17 protein-coding genes are annotated in these 17,117 nt (G+C 72.5%); 4 read left to right on the forward strand and 13 right to left on the reverse strand.

Annotated features, from left to right (window positions below; all coding sequences use genetic code 11):
* Positions 1–2: 2 nt before the first annotated feature.
* The 6 genes from ACZ6K0_RS08195 to ACZ6K0_RS08220 all read right to left on the reverse strand — a co-directional run bounded on the left by ACZ6K0_RS08195 (position 3) and on the right by ACZ6K0_RS08220 (position 6,426).
* A complete protein-coding gene (locus ACZ6K0_RS08195) occupies positions 3–1,055 on the reverse strand; it encodes a hypothetical protein (RefSeq protein WP_376409582.1) in 1,053 nt (350 codons plus the stop codon).
* Between the two features lie 118 nt (positions 1,056–1,173).
* Complete coding sequence (locus ACZ6K0_RS08200) at positions 1,174–2,313, reverse strand: LOG family protein (RefSeq protein WP_469227532.1); 1,140 nt, start codon at positions 2,311–2,313, stop codon at positions 1,174–1,176.
* 108 nt (positions 2,314–2,421) lie between these two features.
* Positions 2,422–3,573, reverse strand: a complete 1,152-nt coding sequence (locus ACZ6K0_RS08205; protein ID WP_376409587.1) for a hypothetical protein — start codon at positions 3,571–3,573, stop codon at positions 2,422–2,424.
* Positions 3,555–4,283 carry an ABC transporter ATP-binding protein gene (locus tag ACZ6K0_RS08210; protein WP_376409590.1) on the reverse strand — a complete coding sequence of 243 codons (729 nt, stop codon included), beginning with the start codon at positions 4,281–4,283 and terminating at the stop codon, positions 3,555–3,557. The genes ACZ6K0_RS08205 and ACZ6K0_RS08210 overlap by 19 nt, the downstream gene beginning before the upstream one ends.
* A gap of 272 nt (positions 4,284–4,555) precedes the next feature.
* Positions 4,556–5,935, reverse strand: a complete 1,380-nt coding sequence (locus tag ACZ6K0_RS08215; protein ID WP_376409593.1) for an aspartate aminotransferase family protein — start codon at positions 5,933–5,935, stop codon at positions 4,556–4,558.
* Positions 5,920–6,426, reverse strand: a complete 507-nt coding sequence (locus ACZ6K0_RS08220) for an Lrp/AsnC family transcriptional regulator (protein ID WP_037641878.1) — start codon at positions 6,424–6,426, stop codon at positions 5,920–5,922. Before ACZ6K0_RS08220 ends, ACZ6K0_RS08215 begins: the two co-directional genes overlap by 16 nt.
* A 190-nt stretch (positions 6,427–6,616) precedes the next feature.
* On the opposite strand from ACZ6K0_RS08220, the gene ACZ6K0_RS08225 reads away from it, so the two are divergent.
* The 3 genes from ACZ6K0_RS08225 to ACZ6K0_RS08235 all read left to right on the forward strand — a co-directional run bounded on the left by ACZ6K0_RS08225 (position 6,617) and on the right by ACZ6K0_RS08235 (position 10,011).
* On the forward strand, positions 6,617–8,053 hold the full coding sequence (locus ACZ6K0_RS08225; protein ID WP_376409598.1) for a gamma-aminobutyraldehyde dehydrogenase: 1,437 nt from the start codon (positions 6,617–6,619) through the stop codon (positions 8,051–8,053).
* A 145-nt stretch (positions 8,054–8,198) separates the two neighbouring features.
* Positions 8,199–9,362, forward strand: a complete 1,164-nt coding sequence (locus ACZ6K0_RS08230) for a polyamine ABC transporter substrate-binding protein (protein WP_469227531.1) — start codon at positions 8,199–8,201, stop codon at positions 9,360–9,362.
* Positions 9,363–9,471: 109 nt separating this feature from the next.
* Positions 9,472–10,011, forward strand: a complete 540-nt coding sequence (locus ACZ6K0_RS08235) for a hypothetical protein (protein ID WP_469227530.1) — start codon at positions 9,472–9,474, stop codon at positions 10,009–10,011.
* On the opposite strand, the gene ACZ6K0_RS08240 is transcribed toward ACZ6K0_RS08235, so the two are convergent.
* On the reverse strand, positions 9,956–10,669 hold the full coding sequence (locus ACZ6K0_RS08240; protein ID WP_469227529.1) for an IclR family transcriptional regulator: 714 nt from the start codon (positions 10,667–10,669) through the stop codon (positions 9,956–9,958). The two genes, ACZ6K0_RS08235 and ACZ6K0_RS08240, sit on opposite strands and share 56 nt — an antisense overlap.
* A gap of 73 nt (positions 10,670–10,742) precedes the next feature.
* Between ACZ6K0_RS08240 and ACZ6K0_RS08245 the strand changes: the two genes are divergently transcribed.
* Positions 10,743–11,393, forward strand: coding sequence for a nitroreductase family protein (locus tag ACZ6K0_RS08245; protein WP_469227528.1), 651 nt, complete (start codon positions 10,743–10,745; stop codon positions 11,391–11,393).
* On the opposite strand, the gene ACZ6K0_RS08250 is transcribed toward ACZ6K0_RS08245, so the two are convergent.
* The 6 genes from ACZ6K0_RS08250 to ACZ6K0_RS08275 all read right to left on the reverse strand — a co-directional run bounded on the left by ACZ6K0_RS08250 (position 11,394) and on the right by ACZ6K0_RS08275 (position 17,085).
* Entirely contained in the window at positions 11,394–12,584 is a 1,191-nt protein-coding gene (locus ACZ6K0_RS08250; RefSeq protein WP_469227527.1) for a serine hydrolase domain-containing protein, read from the reverse strand. It abuts the gene before it with no gap.
* A gap of 96 nt (positions 12,585–12,680) precedes the next feature.
* Complete coding sequence (locus ACZ6K0_RS08255; protein WP_469227526.1) at positions 12,681–13,391, reverse strand: response regulator transcription factor; 711 nt, start codon at positions 13,389–13,391, stop codon at positions 12,681–12,683.
* Positions 13,388–14,569 (reverse strand): sensor histidine kinase, encoded by a 1,182-nt coding sequence (locus ACZ6K0_RS08260; RefSeq protein ID WP_376409619.1) that lies wholly within the window; start codon positions 14,567–14,569, stop codon positions 13,388–13,390. Before ACZ6K0_RS08260 ends, ACZ6K0_RS08255 begins: the two co-directional genes overlap by 4 nt.
* On the reverse strand, positions 14,569–15,348 hold the full coding sequence (locus ACZ6K0_RS08265; protein ID WP_376409621.1) for an SAM-dependent methyltransferase: 780 nt from the start codon (positions 15,346–15,348) through the stop codon (positions 14,569–14,571). Before ACZ6K0_RS08265 ends, ACZ6K0_RS08260 begins: the two co-directional genes overlap by 1 nt.
* Positions 15,345–16,034 (reverse strand): glycerophosphodiester phosphodiesterase, encoded by a 690-nt coding sequence (locus ACZ6K0_RS08270; RefSeq protein ID WP_469227525.1) that lies wholly within the window; start codon positions 16,032–16,034, stop codon positions 15,345–15,347. The genes ACZ6K0_RS08265 and ACZ6K0_RS08270 overlap by 4 nt, the downstream gene beginning before the upstream one ends.
* A 19-nt stretch (positions 16,035–16,053) precedes the next feature.
* Positions 16,054–17,085 (reverse strand): adenosine deaminase, encoded by a 1,032-nt coding sequence (locus tag ACZ6K0_RS08275; RefSeq protein ID WP_469227524.1) that lies wholly within the window; start codon positions 17,083–17,085, stop codon positions 16,054–16,056.
* Between the last annotated feature and the right edge of the window lie 32 nt (positions 17,086–17,117).

The following is a 17,117-nucleotide window of genomic DNA, read 5'->3' on the forward strand; positions in this document are numbered from 1 at the left end:
TGTCAGGGTGTGGTGCGCCCGTCGTAGAGCGCGCGCAGCCAGGGCTGCCGGACGGCGGGCAGCCGCGCCAGCGTATGGCGGAACACCTTCTGGTCCGGCTCGAACAGTCTCCACGGATGGTCGGGCAGGGGGTAGTCGTCGCGGAGGACACCGTCCGGGAGCCTGCCCGACATCGGACGCGGTGACGTCTCGCGGGGGAGGGCGAGATGGGCCCAGACCTCGATGGCCAGCGGCACGGCCACCGTGGCGTCGGACGGCGGCTGCCAGGGCTCGCCCGTGCGCGGATGCCGGGGTACGAGGGCGATGTCGGGGACCGGTACGGCAGTGCCGGGGGCGCGCGGGCCGGGACCCGCCAGGGCCACGGACTTCGCGGCGGGCCCCGGGGGCAGCAGCCTGGCGACCGCGCGGCCGAACAGATCCATGACGGGGCCCTCGGGCAGCGTCAGCGGGCCGCCGTCGGAGGCCACCAGGAGATGGGCGAGCGCCGATCCGGCCGCCGCCTGCCACCGGTAGTGCCAGGTGTCCTCCGGAGCGAAGGGGGGTGTGCTGTACGAGTGCCACGTCATGCCCTCCCAGCCGAGCGGCGGGGGAGCCGGCTCTCCGGCGGGCTCGGGGCGCACGGCGTCCGGTTCGAGCCACACCGCCTGCCAGAGAGAGCAGTCGTCGATGCGGGTCGCGACCGGGAGCCCGCACCGCTCGCACGCGAGATTGGGGCCGTCCCGGCCGTCCGGGCCGAAGCAGTCGCCGTCGCACTTCTCGGGAATCAGGACGGTGCCCCGTGTGTCGCCCGGTGCGACGACGGTCCGGCCCCGGGCTCCGAAGGAGACCGAGCCCACCGGAGCGAAGACGCCTTGGGCCTCGGCCTCGGCCTCTCCGATCCCCTCCCACCGCCACGGAGCCCCGGAAGGCGCCGGATCGACGGCGTACGTCCCGGGCTCCATCAGCGGCGGGAGCATCACGTGCCCGACGGACTGATGGGCGTGGGCGGGGAGCGCGACCGGGGACAACGGCGCGGTCAGCGCGGAGCCGCACCCCCTGCACACGAACACGTCCACGTACTCTCCCCCCGACCCCGTACCCCGCGGATTCTCTCCGTGCGGGGTACCGGCGGCCAAAGGGTTTTCGCCCGGACCGGCCCTGTCCCGCGCGCCCGGACCGTCCCCGCCCCGCGGGCTACGCCTTCGCGAGCCGTTCCAGCGCCTCCGGGGCCTCGTCGATCGAGTCGACCAGGGCGAGGCGGGGCGCCATCGGGCGGTCGGCGGCGAGGGCTTGCAGGAGGGGCCAGGCCGGGAGGCGGTCCGTCCAGTGGGCGCGGTCGACGAGGACCATCGGGGTGGGGGCGCCCAGGGAGCCGTAGTAGTTCGGGGTGGCGTTCGTGAAGATCTCCTGGACCGTGCCCGCGGCGCCCGGCAGGAAGACGACGCCCGCCGTGGAGCGGGCGAGCAGGCCGTCCTCGCGGAGGGCGTTGGCGAAGTACTTGGCGATGCGGCCCGCGAAGGCGTTCGGCGGCTCGTGGCCGTAGAACCAGGTGGGGATGCCGACCGAGTCGCCGCCGTGCGGCCACCGGGCCCGTACCGCGAAGGCCGCGCGGGCCCACTCCGTCACGGAGGGGGTGAAGGACGGGGCGGCGGAGAGGAGGGCGAGGGCCGCCGGCAGGGCCTCGTCGGGGAACGGGGCCAGGTACGCGCCGAGGTTCGCCGCCTCCATCGCCCCCGGTCCGCCGCCGGTCGCCACGGTGAGGCCGGAGCGGGCCAGCGACCTGCCGAGCCGGGCGGCGCCCGCGTACGCCTCCGTGCCCCGGCCCATCGCGTGACCGCCCATCACGCCGACGACCCGGGCCCCTTCGAGGAGTTCGTCGAGGGCGTCGGAGACGGCGTCGTCGTGGAGCGAGCGGAGCATCGACGAGAAGATGTCGCCGTCGGCCCTGGTCCGTCCGAACCAGGCGTACGCGAGGGCGTCGGGCGTCGACGCGTAGTCGGCGTCCGCGATGCCGTCGTACAGCTCCTCGGGGGAGTAGAGCCCCGCCCGGTACGGGGCGAACGGCAGATCGGGGACGGGCGGGAAGACGAGGGCCCCGTCGGCGCGCACCTTCGCCGCGGCCTCCGGCTCCATGGGGCAGCCGAGGAAGACGGCGCCGGCGGCGGAGGCGGAGAGCAGGGCGAAGGTGCGGTCGGTCAGGTCGACGGACTGGACGCGGAGCCCGGCGAGCGCGCCGGGCCGGGCGAGCGCCGCGTCGAACTCGTCGAGCGTGTGGATCTCGCGTCCGTGCCCGCGCGGACCGGGCGGCCTGTGTGCAGGAGGAGGCGTCGCCATGGGCCCACGATAGGGGCCGCCTGTCGATCGGGCGCGCGGGCGGCCCGTCGGCCGGTCAGGGCCCGGCCTGTCGGCCAGTCAGGTCCCGGCCGGTCGGCGGGCGGCTCGTCAGCCCGTCAGGGGGAGGGCCGCCAGTTCCGCCACGAACCAGGTCAGCGGCAGGAAGACGGCGACGAGCGCGCCCGCCCGCATGAGGGCCGCCGAGCGCAGGACCGTGGGCGGGGCGCCGAGGCGGAGGAGTGCCTCGGTGGTGTGGGCGCGGCACTGCTTGGACTCCAGCGCCGCCGTGAGGAGCGTGGCCGTGGTGCAGGCCATGACCAGGGCGGCGCCGAGACCGGTGAGCGGACCGAACGCGGACGGGCCGGTGCCCGAGGCGTACAGCGCGGCCGCCGCGAGCGTCCCGGAGAGCACCGCGCAGAGCACCCCGAGCGGGCGGCCGATACGGCGGGACTCGTCCATGAGGACGCGGCCCGCGAGCAGCCGGGTGGCGCCCGGCCGGACGGCCTGGAGGAGCCGGCCGCAGCCGTACGTGAGTCCGGGGCCCGCGAGTGCGAGGCCGAAGGCGGTGAGCACCCAGCCGGCCAGGACGCCCGCCGGGCTGCCGTCGAAGCGGCCCGGCAGCGGGAGGTCGTTCCCGGCGCCGCTGCGGCCCGCGTACGTCTCGATGGCCAGGCCGACCGCGACCAGGGCGACGCCCCACGGCAGCCCGGACGGCACCGGCTTCTCGACGCCCTCCGGCTCCGCGGGCGCGGAGCGGGGCCGCAGCGCGAGACCCGCGGCCGTGGCGGCGACGACCGGCAGGATCGCGAGGAGCGTGAGGGCGGCGGCGAGCGGCATCGGCTGGTCGGCGGCGAGGAGCTCGGCCGCCGCCCCGTCGAACGGCAGCCCCGTGATGTCGCCGCGCAGGTGCAGGTAGAAGAGGAGCGCGACCATCGAGCCGAGCGTGCAGGCGACGGCCGTCGACGCCGCCGCGACGGCCGTGAGCCGGACGGGGCCGAGTCCGACCGCCGAGAGTCCGGGGCGCGGCCGGGTGCTGGGGTCGGTGCGGGCCACGGCCACGGCGAACTGGACCGTGGCGGCGAGCGGCAGGGCGCACCAGAGCAGGCGCAGCACGGAGGCCGAGGACTGGGCCGGGTGCCCGACGGCGTATCCGAGGGTGCAGAGCAGCAGGAAGCCCACCCCCGCGGCCGCGGCGGCGACGAGGAGCCGGCGCGTCAGGACGAGCGGGTGGGTCCCGCGGGCTAGACGGAGAGCGAGCACGCGGTGACGCCCTCCGCCCCTGACGCCGGGGGTACGGTGCCGACGCGGCGGCCGTCGAGGAGGGCGACCGTGCGGTCGGCGAGCGCCGCCACCTCGACGTCGTGGGTGGCGAGGAGCACCGTGATGCCGTGCGAGCGGGCCGCCGCGGTCAGGGTGCGCAGGACCTGCGCCCCGTCGGCGCGGTGCAGCGCGGCGGTCGGTTCGTCGGCGAAGAGGACCGACGGGGTGGTGACGAGGGCGCGGGCGATCGCGATCCGCTGGCGCTGGGAGTGGGTGAGCGCGTGCGGGCGCTTGCGGGTGCAGACGCCGATGTCGAGGCGCTCCAGCCATTCGACGGCGGCGGTCTTCGCGGCCCGGTGGGAGGCGCCGCGGAGCAGCAGGGGGAGGGCGACGTTCTCCCAGCCGGTGAGCTCGGGGACGAGGCCGGGCTCGGGGTCGATCCAGCCGAAGCGGTCGCGGCGGAGCCGTTCGCGCTGGGCCGGGCTCAGGGTGTGCACGGGGCTGCTGTTGAACCAGATCTCGCCCTGCTGGGCGACGAGCTGGCCGGACAGGCAGCGCATGAGGGTGGTCTTGCCGCTTCCGCGCGGGCCGACGAGGGCGAGGATCTCGCCTTCGCGGACGCCGAGGGAGACGCCGCTGAGGGCGTCCGAGCCGCCCAGGGTGCAGTGCAGGGAACGCGCCCAGAGCACGTCGTTGTCCGGTGGGGCCATCGCGTACACCTCGATGTCGGATCCGATCTGTGTTCCCCCGTCCGGGGGAACGAAGAGACGGGCCTTTCGGTCACTGGCGCCGTGCGAATTCCGGGGGCGGCCAGGGGAGCCACCGGGAAGGCGACCAGGGATGAACCGTAAGGATTCAGATCGGTTTGTACGGACAGCACGCGGCCCGGGCACGCCGCCATCCACTCGGATGGCCGCATGCCCGGGCCGTTGTCACGCCGTGAGGGCGGCGTGAGGTCCTGTGCCTCGCGGGGAGGTGAGGATCAGAGCTTGGTCCACGCCTCCGTCAGCACCGAGCGCAGGATGCCTTCGATCTCGTCGAAGGTGCCCTGGTCGGCGATGAGCGGCGGGGCCAGCTGGATGACCGGGTCGCCACGGTCGTCGGCCCGGCAGTACAGGCCGTTCTCGAAGAGCGCCTTGGAGAGGAAGCCGTAGAGCACGCGCTCCGTCTCCTCGTCCGTGAAGGACTCCTTGGTGACCTTGTCCTTGACGAGCTCGATGCCGTAGAAGAAGCCGTTGCCGCGGACGTCGCCGACGATCGGCAGGTCGTGCAGCTTCTTCAGGGTGTTGAAGAAGTTGCCCTCCTGGTCCAGCACGTGCTGGTTCAGGCCTTCCTTGTCGAAGATGTCGAGGTTGGCGATCGCGACCGCCGACGACACCGGGTGGCCACCGAAGGTGTAGCCGTGGAGGAAGGTGTTGTCGCCCTTGTAGAACGGCTCCGCGATGCGGTCCGAGACGATGCAGGCGCCGATCGGGGAGTAGCCCGAGGTCATGCCCTTGGCGCAGGTGATCATGTCCGGCACGTAGCCGAACTTGTCACAGGCGAACATCGTGCCGAGGCGGCCGAAGGCGCAGATCGTCTCGTCGGAGACGAGGAGCACGTCGTACTGGTCGCAGATCTCGCGGACGCGCTGGAAGTACCCGGGCGGCGGCGGGAAGCAGCCGCCGGCGTTCTGCACCGGCTCCAGGAAGACGGCCGCGACGGTGTCGGCGCCCTCGAAGAGGATCTCCTGCTCGATCTGGTCGGCGGCCCAGCGGCCGAAGGCCTCGGGGTCGTCGCCGTGGATCGGGGCGCGGTAGATGTTGGTGTTCGGCACCTTGTGCGCGCCGGGGACCAGCGGCTCGAAGGGGGCCTTCAGGGCCGGCAGACCCGTGATGGACAGGGCGCCCTGAGGGGTGCCGTGGTAGGCGACCGCACGCGAGATGACCTTGTACTTGGTGTGCTTGCCCTGCAGCTTGAAGTACTGCTTGGCGAGCTTCCACGCGGTCTCGACGGCCTCGCCGCCACCGGTGGTGAAGAACACCTTGTTCAGGTCGCCGGGGGCGTAGTCGGCCAGGCGCTCGGCGAGCTCGACGGCCTTGGGGTGCGCGTACGACCAGACGGGGAAGAACGCGAGTTCCTTGGCCTGCTTGTACGCGACCTCGGCGAGCTCCTCGCGGCCGTGTCCGGCGTTGACGACGAACAGACCCGCGAGACCGTCGAGGTAGCGCTTGCCCTTGTCGTCGAAGATGTAGGTGCCCTCACCACGCACGATGGTGGGAACGGGCGAGTTCTCGTACGACGACATGCGGGTGAAGTGCATCCACAAGTGGTCGTAGGCGGTCTTGCTGAGGTCCTGGCTCACGGCTATCGGGTTCCCCACATATAGGTCTGCTTCTTGAGCTTGAGGTAGACGAAGCTCTCGGTGGAGCGCACGCCGGGGAGAGTGCGGATGCGCTTGTTGATCACATCCAGCAGGTGGTCGTCGTCCTCGCAGACGACTTCCACCATGAGGTCGAAGGAGCCCGCGGTCATCACCACGTACTCGCATTCGGCCATGGCCGTCAGTGCCTCCGCAACCGGATCGAGGTCACCCTCGACGTTGATGCCGACCATCGCCTGGCGCCGGAATCCCACGGTGAGCGGGTCGGTGACGGCGACGATCTGCATGACGCCCTGGTCGAGCAGCTTCTGCACGCGTTGGCGCACCGCGGCCTCGGAGAGGCCGACGGCCTTGCCTATCGCCGCGTAGGGACGGCGACCGTCCTGCTGGAGCTGTTCGATGATTGCCAGGGAGACGGCATCGATCGTCGGGGACGAACCGGTTCCGGTTCTGGAGTCTGTGCTTCGACTGGCCACGGCTTCACTGTGCACCGAGATTGTCCGTCGTGCAAGCCCGAAGTGATGAAATTCGTTGTGAGCGGGTCTGGATCTCACTGAATCCGAAGTTGCGGAGGGTCGGGGCTGTTGAAAGCGTCAGTCGAGCGACTAGGCTGGGGTGTCTCACCCATCGGGACGCCGCACAGGGACGTGCGACGTCAGAACGTGACAGGAGGGGTGGCAAGTGACCACCGAGCTGCGCCGGCTGCGTAACTACATCAACGGGGAGTTCCGCGACGCGGCCGACGGCCGCACCATCGAGGTGGTCAACCCGGCCACCGGCGAGGTGTACGCCACCTCCCCGCTCTCCGGCCAGGCCGACGTCGACGCCGCCATGGAGGCCGCCGCGGCCGCCTTCCCCGCCTGGCGCGACAGCACCCCGGCCGACCGCCAGAAGGTGCTCCTCAAGATCGCCGACGCCTTCGAGGAGCGCGCCGAGGACCTCATCGCCGCCGAGGTCCTGAACACCGGCAAGCCCACCGCCCTCGTCGGGAGCGAGGAGGTGCCGCCGATGGTGGACCAGATCCGCTTCTTCGCCGGCGCCGCCCGCATGCTCGAGGGCCGTTCGGCCGGCGAGTACATGGAGGGCATGACCTCCATCGTCCGCCGCGAGCCCGTGGGCGTCTGTGCCCAGGTCGCGCCGTGGAACTACCCGATGATGATGGCCGTCTGGAAGTTCGCCCCGGCGCTCGCCGCGGGCAACACCGTCGTCCTCAAGCCCTCGGACACGACCCCCGCGTCGACCGTCCTGATGGCCGAGATCATCGGGCAGATCGTCCCCAAGGGCGTCTTCAACGTCATCTGCGGCGACCGCGAGACCGGCAAGGCCATGGTCGAGCACCCGACCCCGGCGATGGCCTCCATCACCGGCTCGGTCCGCGCCGGCATGCAGGTCGCCGAGTCGGCCGCCAAGGACGTCAAGCGCGTCCACCTGGAGCTGGGCGGCAAGGCCCCCGTCGTCGTCTTCGAGGACACCGACATCGAGTCGGCCGTCGGGGACATCGCGGTCGCGGGCTTCTTCAACGCCGGCCAGGACTGCACGGCCGCCACCCGCGTCCTCGTCCACGAGTCGATCCACGACGAGTTCGTCGCCGCCCTCGCCAAGGCCGCCGCCGAGACGAAGACCGGCCAGCCGGACGACGAGGACGTGCTCTACGGCCCGCTCAACAACGCCAACCAGCTGAAGCAGGTCTCCGGCTTCATCGAGCGCCTCCCGGCCCACGCCAAGGTCGAGGCCGGCGGCCACCGCGTCGGCGACAAGGGCTACTTCTACGCCCCGACCGTCGTCTCCGGCCTCAAGCAGGACGACGAGATCGTCCAGAACGAGGTCTTCGGCCCGGTCATCACCGTCCAGTCCTTCACGGACGAGGCCCAGGCCCTCTCGTACGCCAACGACGTCGAGTACGCCCTCGCCTCCTCCGTCTGGACCAAGGACCACGCGCGCGCGATGCGCATGTCCAAGGCCCTCGACTTCGGTTGCGTGTGGATCAACACCCACATCCCGCTCGTCGCCGAGATGCCCCACGGCGGCTACAAGAAGTCCGGCTACGGCAAGGACCTCTCCGCGTACGGCTTCGAGGACTACACGCGCATCAAGCACGTCATGACCTCCCTGGGCTGATCCCACCCCGGCGCGTGGACCGCGGCCCCGGCATCCTGGTCGACAGGGTGTCGGGGCCGCGGTCCGTCGCTCGACGGACCGTCCATTGCCGCAGGTGGCCGCGGGTGGGGATGCTGGGGCGGTGAGAGCGATAGCCAGGAAGAGCATGTCCCGCAGGTCCCTGCTGCGCGGGATCGGCGGTGTCGGAGCGGCCGCGGCGCTCGCCGGGTGCGGGGTGCCCGCCGCCTACGTCGACGAGCGGGACCGGGCGGGCCGCGACCTGTCCGCCCGCGACCGGACCCTCGACTTCGCCAACTGGCCGCTCTACATCGACACCGATGACGACGACACGTCGAAGCGCCCGACCCTGGACGCCTTCCGCGCCCGCACCGGGATCTCCGTCCGCTACACGGAGGAGATCAACGACAACGACGAGTTCTTCGGCAAGATCGGCCCCTCCCTGATGAACCATCAGGATCCCGGCCGCGACATCGTCGTCGTCAGCGACTGGATGGCCGCCCGCTTCGTCCGCCTCGGCTGGGTCCAGGAGATGGACCGCGTCGCCCAGCCCCACGTCGCGCAGCACCTCAACCCGCAGCTCCGCTCGCCCGCCTTCGACGCGGGCCGGCTGCACACCGTGCCCTGGCAGTCCGGGATCACCGGCATCGCGTACAACCGGAAGAAGCTCGGCCGGGAACTCCGCTCCACCAAGGAACTGTGGGCCGACGACCTGCGCGGCAAGGTCACCCTGCTCTCCGGCCTCGACGAGTCGATGTCCCTGCTCCTCCAGGGCAACGGCGTCGACGTGACCCGGTGGACCCGCGACGACTTCCACGCCCTGTGCGAGCAGATCGAGGGGCTCGTCCGGAAGAAGCACATCCGCCGCTTCACCGGCAACGACTACATCAAGGACCTGTCCACCGGCGACGTGCTCGCCTGCCAGGCGTACTCCGGCGACGTCATCCAGCTCCAGGCCGACAACCCGGACATCGAGTTCGTCGTCCCCGAGGAGGGCGCCGAACTGTGGGCCGAGTCCCTCATGATCCCCAACCGGGCCCAGCACAAGTCCAACGCCGAGAAGCTGATCGACTACTACTACGAGCCCGAGGTCGCCGCCGAACTGGCCGCCTGGGTCAACTACGTCTGCCCCGTGCCGGCCGCGCAGGCCGTCCTCGCGGACTCCGGCGACGAGGAACTCGTCGCCCTCGCCGAGGACCCGCTGATCTTCCCGGACGCCGACATGCAGAGCCGGCTCGCCATCGCCCGCGACATCCGCGCCGACGAGCGGCAGGAGTTCGCGAAGCGGTGGAACGGGATCGTGGGTCTGTGAGTCCGGGTTCGTGAGTCCGGGTTCGTGAGTCCGGGTTCGTGAGTGGGGGTCCGCGCGTGAGGCCGACCCCCATTTTTGAACACGTTCATGTGAGGCGTACGCTGCCGTCATGAGCGACTCGAACGGGCCGAGAGCCCTTCTCACGCGCATCCGTGGCTGGCTGGTCGTCTTCGTCGTCTGCCTGGTCCTGAGCGGCGCCACCGCCTTCCCGCTCGTCACCGAACTCCGGCTGCTCGACGAGGCCTTGGCCTCGTGGGCGGCGCCCGTGGTCGAGCTGTTCCCCGGACTCGCGGACTGGATCGCCCGGGTGCGGGACGGGGTCCAGGCCGCAGACCGGCAGGCGCCGTACCTTCTCTACGGAACGGACTGGCTCGCCTTCGCGCACCTCGTCATCGCGGTCGCCTTCTACGGCGTGTACCGCGACCCCGTCCGCAACATCTGGGTCGTCGAGTTCGGGATGATCGCCTGCGCGGGCATCGTCCCGCTCGCCCTGATCTGCGGGCCGATCCGGGACATCCCCTTCTGGTGGTCGGTCATCGACATGTCCTTCGGCGTCATCGGGATCCTGCCGCTGCTCGTCGTACGCCGGATGATCAAGCGCCTTGAGGCCGCGACGACGGCTCCGGCGCCGGAGGCCGTACCCGCGTAGCGGCCTCCCGGACCGCCGCCGTCACCCGGTCCAGGGGTACGCCGGTGGGGACGGTCACGCCCAGGGCGGCGACCGTCCCGGCCGGGCCCCGGACCGGAGCGGCCACCGTGATCTCGCCCAGGCGGTACTCCTCGGCGCAGACCGCGAGGCCCTCCGCGCGGACCCGGGCCAGCTGCGCGGCCAGGATGCCCGGCGAGACCACCGTGTGGCGGGTGTGACGAGCGGGCCGGGGGAGGTCCGTCGGGGGAGCGGTGAGCAGGATCTTCCCGTACGCCGTCGCATGGCCCGGCAGCCGCTCTCCGCTCACCAGGCACAGCACGCCGTCGGCAGCGGGACCGGTGAGCACCGCCACGTCCGCGTGACCGCCCGTCCTGGCGCCCAGCACCCGCAGCGCGGGCAGCGCCGCGTCGAGGAGCCCGCGCGGGCAGGGCGCCGCCGCGCCGAGCGACCGCAGCCGCAGGCCCAGCCGGTACGTGCCGTCCGCGCCCCGCTCCAGACCGCCCCAGGCCACCAGCTCCCGCACCATGCGCAGCGCCGTCGGCGCCGGGAGTCCCGTCCGCGCCGCGATGTCGGTGAGCCGCAGCGCCACCGGGCCGCCCGGCGGCCCGTCGAAGGCGTCCAGTACCGAGAAGAGCCGTCCCGCCACGCTCTCGCCCATGTCCCCGACCGTGCCTTTCACTCAGTGGAAGCCCGGACTTCCCGCCCCGCCCGGCCCGTACGAGGCTCAACACATGAACCTCGGTCTCGCTTCCGACGCCCTGCTCTCCACCACCCGCGCCGTCCGTCACCGCCTCGATCTCACCCGGCCCGTGCCCCGCGCGCTCCTGGAGGAGTGCGTGGACCTCGCAGTCCAGGCGCCCACCGGCCGCAACCGGCAGCGCTGGCACTTCGTGATCGTCACCGACCCGGCCCGCCGCGCCGTCCTCGCCGACCTGTGGCGGGCCTCCCTCGCCGCGCCCGGCGCCCACCAGCCGCTGCCCGACCGGGACGTGCGCCGGGCCGAGGTCGCGCCCGGCGTGATGAACAGGGTCTACTCCGGAGTCGGGCATCTCCACCGGCACCTGCACGAGGTCCCGGCCTATGTCATCCCCTGTGTCGAGGGACGGACCGAAGACGCCTCCGTCACCCATCAGGCCGGTACCTGGGGGTCGATCCTGCCCGCCGCCTGGAGCTTCATGCTCGCCGCCCGCGAGCGCGGGCTCGGCACGGTGTGGACGACGGGGAACCTGCCGATGGAGCGGGAGTTCGCGCGTTTCCTCGGCATCCCGTACGAGCACGTGATGCAGGCCGCCTTCATCCCCGTCGCGTACACGATCGGCACCGACTTCCGGCCCGCCCGGCGGATCCCGCGCGAGCAGGTCCTCCACTGGGACGCGTGGTGATCAGTCCGGGAGGCCGTACGCCGACACCATGAGCGTCAGCGCCGTCCGGTTCATGTCCTGGCCCTTGGCGTCGGTGGAGTTGACGCTGTAGACGAGGGTGCGCGCGCCGTCGCGGGTCGAGGCGACGGCCGCGTTGTAGCCCCAGCGACCGCCCGTCTTGCCCCACACCTCGCGCCCGCCGAGCCGCTTCATCGACAGACCGGAGGCGTACGCGGCCGGGTCGCCCGTCTTCATGTCCGGGACCTTCGGCAGCGTGAACATCTCCTCCAGGAGCGGTCCGCGCACCACCCGGCCCGCGAACAGCGCCTTGATGAACCGCTCCAGGTCGGCGGTGGTCGAGACGATGTCGCCGGCCGCCCAGCCGTCCGTCGACCCCCAGACGGAGACGTCCCGCAGCCCGGTCGTGCCGTCGTCGAGCCGCATCGTCTGGTAGCCGTGGTTGTACGGACCGGTGATCTCGGAGTCCGTACCCGGGAAGGACGTGCCGTGGAGGCCGAGCGGGCGCAGGATCCGGCGCTCCACCTGCCGCTCGTACGTGTCGCCCGTGACCCGCTCCACGATCAGACCGGCGATCGTGTAGCCGATGTTGAGGTAGTGCTGCTTCGTGCCCGGCCGGAACTCGCGCGGCTTCGCCGTCGCCGAGCGGACCATCGCCTCCGGGGTGTGGACGGTGAACCGGTTCGCGTACCACTCCTCCACGGTCGTGCCCGGGAAGTCGGGGGCCGGGATGCCGTGGGTGTGGTTGAGGAGCTGTCGGACGGTCACCGTGGCGTACCGGCCGGGGATCAGCTCCGGGAGGTACGAGCGGGCCGACCGGTCCAGGTCGATCCGGCCCTCGGCGGCGAGCTGGAGGACGGTCGCCGCCGTGAAGACCTTCGTCACCGAACCGGCCCGGAAGCGGGCGGCCGGGTCGGCCGGGGCGCCGCTCTCCAGGTCGTGGACGCCCGAACTGCCCTGCCAGGAACCCTCGGTGCCGCCGACCCGGACCAGCGCGGCCGTCGCGTCGGCGCGGGGGAGACCGGCGATCGCGGCCGACATCGCCGCCTCCAGGGAGGGAGTCTCCTGAGAGGAGGTCGCCTGCGCGGCGGCCGGCGCGGTCGCGGTCGCGGCCGTGGCCGGGACGATCGCCGGCCCCGTCGCCACCCCCAGGACCAGGGCGGCGGCGAGCAGGGTGCGGGTGGACTTCTTCATGGTCAACTCCCGTGGTGTGAGCCGTTGTTCTCGATGGCTCCATCCTGCTGACCTGGGAGGATCCGCGGATCGCCCGCACCGGCGGTCTTGAAGGGGTCAGTTCCTCGCCGACGCGGGGGAGGAGCCGGGGCCCGGGCCTCCCCCGGCCGGGGGAGAACCCGCCGCGACCAGGCCCGTCTCGTACGCGCAGATCACCGCCTGGATCCGGTCGCGCAGCCCCAGCTTGGCCAGCACGTTCCCCACATGGGTCTTCACCGTGTGGTCGCTCACCACCAGTTCCGCCGCGATCTCCGCGTTCGACAGGCCGCGCGCGAGCAGCAGCAGCGTCTCCCGCTCCCGGCCGGTCAGGACGTCGAGCCGCGGGTCGGGGGCCGTCCTGCGCGGCCCGCCCGCGGTGTACTGCTCCACGAGGCGCCGTGCCACGGACGGCGCGAGGAGCGAGTCGCCCGCCGCCACCACCCGGACCGCGTGCACGAGGTCGTCCCTGCGCACGTCCTTGAGGAGGAAGCCGCTCGCCCCCGCGTGCAGCGCCTCGTACACGTACGCGTCGGTGTCGAAGGTCGTCAGGATCACCGTCCGGCAGTCCGACTCCGCGCTGATCGTCCGGCAGGCCTCGATGCCGTCCGTCCGGGGCATGCGGATGTCGAGCAGCGCCACGTCGGGCGCCAGCCGGCGCACCGCCTCGACGGCCTCCGTCCCGTCCCCGGCCTCCGCGACCACCTCGATGTCCGGCTGCGCGTCCAGGATCATCGCGAACCCGCTGCGGACCAGCTCCTGGTCGTCGGCGACCACCACCCGGATCGTCATGCCCTCGCCCCCGTCGTCTCCGTCGTGGAGGGTACGGGGAGCAGGACCCGCACCTCGAAGCCCCGGCCGCCGGGGCCCGGGCCCATCGCCGCCGTGCCGCCGTGCGCGGCCGCCCGCTCCCGGATGCCGACGAGGCCGTGGCCGCCGGAGCCCGCCTGCGGGCCGCGCCCGTCGTCGGTCACCGTCACCCGCAACACGCCCTCCGCATGGGCCAGCCGGACCTCGGCCGTACGGGCCCGAGCGTGCTTGACCACGTTCGTCAGGGCCTCCTGGACGATCCGGTAGGCGCTCGCGCCGGTCGCCGAGGGCAGGGAACGGACCCCGCCCTCCGTCGCGTACGTCACGGTCAGGCCGCCGACCCGGACCCGCTCCACCAGCTCGGGGATGCCCGCGAGGCCGGGCTGCGGCTCGCGCGGGGCGGCCCCGCTCTCGGAGCCCTCGCGCAACACCCCGAGCATCTGCCGCAGTTGGACCATCGCGTCGCGGCCGGTCGACGAGATCGCCTCGAAGGCGGCCTCCGCGCGCTCCGGGGCCGCCCGCACCGCCACGGGTCCCGCCTCCGCCTGCACGACCATCAGGCTCACCGCGTGCGACAGGATGTCGTGCATCTCCCGCGCGATCCGGGCCCGTTCACGGGCGGCGGCCCGCTCGGCCTCGATCCGGTGCTCCCGCTGCCGCGCGTCCTGGAGCCGGCCGAAGACGTACGCAGCGCCGAACACGAAGAGGGAGAAGGTCAGTTCCCGCATCGACTGGGTGTTGAGCCACACCGAGGCCGGTACCGCGACCACGAGCAGGGCCGCCGTCGCCAGCCGCTTCCACGGCGGGGAGAGCACGGCGATCGTGTAGACGCTGACGAGCCCCGTGTACGGCAGCGGCTGCCCCGGCCCCTCCAGGGCCACCTTGTACAGCGCGCTCGCCGCGAGGATCGCGAGCAGGACGGCGAGCGGCGCGCGCCGCCGCCAGACCAGCGGCAGCACCGTGAGCGACGTCAGCCCGTACGCCGGCCAGGTCGCCGGCTCCAGCTCGGGCCCGCGCGGCACCACGAACGGCATCGTCATCGCCGCCTGCACGAGGAGCGCGATCCCGATGTCCACCGCCCACGGGTTCGCCGCGCCCCAGCGCCGCGCCCGCTCCCACCCGCCGCGTACCGCCCCCGGTATCTCCCCCCGCCCGGCCATTACGGCTTGCGGCCCACCGCGCCGAACTGTGCGACCTCGGCCGTCCCTTCGGAGCGCCAGCGCGCGCAGGACACGATGCCCGGCTCCAGCAGGTCGAGCCCGTCGAGGAAGGAGGTGAACTCGGCCCGGCTGCGGGCGGTGATCGGCGGGGTCGCGTTCTCGTTCCAGAACGCCATCGCGGCCTTGTTGCCCTCGCCGCCGAGCTCCGGCTCCAGCGTCGGGTGGGTCAGCACCAGGTAACTGCCGGAGGGGACGGCGTCCATCAGGGTCCGCACGATCTTCCGGGCCTCGCCGGTGTCCAGGACGAAGTTGAGGATGCCGAGCATCAGCACCGCGACCGGCCGGGACAGGTCGAGCGTCGCGGCGGCGGCCGCCAGGATCTTCTCCGGGTCCTGCGCGTCCGCGTCCACGTACTCGGTGACCCCCTCCGGCGCGCTCGTCAGGAGCGCCCGGGCGTGGGTGAGGACGATCGGGTCGTTGTCGACGTAGACGATCCGGGAGTCGGCGGCGACCCGCTGCGCCACCTCGTGGGTGTTGTCGGCGGTCGGCAGGCCCGTACCGATGTCGAGGAACTGGCGCACGCCCGCGTCGGCGGTCAGGTGCGTCACCGCCCGGCCGAGGAACGCCCGGTCGGCGCGGGCGACTTCGCCGATGCTGGGGTAGAAGGAGGTGACCTGGTCGCCGACCGCGCGGTCCACCGGGTAGTTGTCCTTGCCGCCCAGCCAGTAGTTCCACACCCGGGCGTTGTGGGCGATGTCGGTGCGGATCCGGTCGTTCATGCGCGAGCCTTTCGCAGGACGGCGGCGAGTGCGTCGACCCGGTTCGTGGTGATCGAGTCGACCCCGTTGAAGATCAGCTTACGCATGGTGCGGGCGGTGTCCGCCGTCCAGGCCGACACGAGCAGACCGTCCCGGTGCACCCGCTCGGTCAGCTCCCGACTCACGAGACCGAAGCGGTAGTTGAGCCACCTCGGCCGCACCGCGTCGAGCAGGACCCGCCGGGGCGGGGCGAGCGAGGTCCAGGTCAGGGCGATCTCGGCGGACGGGTCGGCGGCCCGCACCTGGAGCATGGCCACGGACCCCGCGCAGTAGTACACGCGCTCCCCGGCGCCGCACTCGCGGACCGTGCCGACGATCCTGCGGACCGAGTCCTCGTTCCCGCCGGGCAGGTCCAGCATCAGCCGGTGCGCCCCCGCCGTGATCAGCGCCTGGCGCAGGGTCGGCACGCCGTCGTGCGTCAGCTCGCGCAGCAGCTCGTACGAGAGCCGGGAAAGCGGCTGGTCGTGGCCCCACAGCCGCTTGAGGGTGTCGTCGTGGAGGAGGACGGGCACGCCGTCCTCGGTGAGCCGGACGTCGACCTCGACCGCGTCCGCCCCCCGCTCGATCGCCGAGGCGATCGAGGGGAGGGTGTTCTCACGGACGCGGTACGGGTCGCCGCGATGACCTACGACAGTGACAGGGCGCATGGCCCCATTCTCACCGTCGTCAGCGGGCCAGCCAGCCGTCCGTGTACGTGTCGATCTCGGCGGCGATCCGCGCCTTGCCGGCCGTGTCGAGGAACGAGGCCTCCACCGCGTTCTTCGCGAGGGCGGCGATCCCGCGCTCGTCGAGGCCGAGGAGCCGGGCGGCGACGGCGTACTCGTTGTTGAGGTCCGTGCCGAACATCGGCGGGTCGTCGCTGTTGATCGTGACGAGGACCCCGGCGTCCACCATCTGCCGGATCGGGTGCTCGTCGAGCGTGGCGACGGCCCGCGTGGCGATGTTGGAGGTCGGGCAGACCTCCAGGGCGATGCGGTGCTCGGCCAGATGGGCGAGGAGCGCCGGGTCCTGGACCGAGCTGGTGCCGTGGCCGATGCGCTCGGCGCCCAGGTCGTTGATCGCGTCCCAGATCGTCTGCGGGCCGGTCGTCTCGCCCGCGTGCGGGACGGAGCGCAGACCGGCGGCGCGCGCCAGGTCGAAGTACGGCTTGAACTGCGGGCGCGGGACCCCGATCTCGGGGCCGCCGAGACCGAAGGAGACCAGGCCCTCGGGGCGGATCCCGTCGGTCGTGGCGAGCCTCGCGGTCTCCTCGGCGGAGGCGAGGCCGGCCTCGCCGGGGATGTCGAAGCACCAGCGCAGGATCGTGCCGAACTCGGCCTCGGCCGCCTTGCGGGCGTCCTCGATCGCCGCCATGAAGGCGCGCTCGTCGATGCCGCGGCGGGTGGAGGAGTAGGGCGTGATGGTCAGCTCGGCGTACCGGATGTTCTGCCGGGCCATGTCCCGGGCGACCTCGAAGGTCAGCAGCCGGACGTCCTCGGGGGTGCGGACCAGGTCGACGACCGACAGGTAGACGTCGATGAAGTGCGCGAAGTCCGTGAACGTGAAGTAGTCGGTCAGGGCCTCGGGGTCCGTGGGGACCTTGGAGTCCGGGTGCCGGGCCGCGAGCTCGGCGACGATGCGGGGCGAGGCGGAGCCGACGTGGTGGACGTGCAGCTCGGCCTTGGGCAGGCCCGCGATGAAGGGATGGAGGTCGGTCATCAGGTCATCGTAGGCCGGGCGGTTCCCCCTCA

It is taken from the genome of Streptomyces sp. NPDC042346 (assembly GCF_055581845.1).

What these genes read in the sequence shown, in the direction of transcription:
- ACZ6K0_RS08245 (WP_469227528.1), top strand. Translation starts at nt 10,743, where the DNA reads ATGAACCTCGGTCTCGCTTCCGACGCCCTGCTCTCCACCACCCGCGCC.
- ACZ6K0_RS08250 (WP_469227527.1), bottom strand. Translation starts at nt 12,584, where the DNA reads ATGAAGAAGTCCACCCGCACCCTGCTCGCCGCCGCCCTGGTCCTGGGG.
- ACZ6K0_RS08260 (WP_376409619.1), bottom strand. Translation starts at nt 14,569, where the DNA reads ATGGCCGGGCGGGGGGAGATACCGGGGGCGGTACGCGGCGGGTGGGAG.
- ACZ6K0_RS08255 (WP_469227526.1), bottom strand. Translation starts at nt 13,391, where the DNA reads ATGACGATCCGGGTGGTGGTCGCCGACGACCAGGAGCTGGTCCGCAGC.
- ACZ6K0_RS08235 (WP_469227530.1), top strand. Translation starts at nt 9,472, where the DNA reads ATGAGCGACTCGAACGGGCCGAGAGCCCTTCTCACGCGCATCCGTGGC.
- ACZ6K0_RS08275 (WP_469227524.1), bottom strand. Translation starts at nt 17,085, where the DNA reads ATGACCGACCTCCATCCCTTCATCGCGGGCCTGCCCAAGGCCGAGCTG.
- ACZ6K0_RS08230 (WP_469227531.1), top strand. Translation starts at nt 8,199, where the DNA reads ATGTCCCGCAGGTCCCTGCTGCGCGGGATCGGCGGTGTCGGAGCGGCC.
- ACZ6K0_RS08210 (WP_376409590.1), bottom strand. Translation starts at nt 4,283, where the DNA reads ATGGCCCCACCGGACAACGACGTGCTCTGGGCGCGTTCCCTGCACTGC.
- ACZ6K0_RS08200 (WP_469227532.1), bottom strand. Translation starts at nt 2,313, where the DNA reads ATGGCGACGCCTCCTCCTGCACACAGGCCGCCCGGTCCGCGCGGGCAC.
- ACZ6K0_RS08240 (WP_469227529.1), bottom strand. Translation starts at nt 10,669, where the DNA reads ATGGGCGAGAGCGTGGCGGGACGGCTCTTCTCGGTACTGGACGCCTTC.
- ACZ6K0_RS08265 (WP_376409621.1), bottom strand. Translation starts at nt 15,348, where the DNA reads ATGAACGACCGGATCCGCACCGACATCGCCCACAACGCCCGGGTGTGG.
- ACZ6K0_RS08270 (WP_469227525.1), bottom strand. Translation starts at nt 16,034, where the DNA reads ATGCGCCCTGTCACTGTCGTAGGTCATCGCGGCGACCCGTACCGCGTC.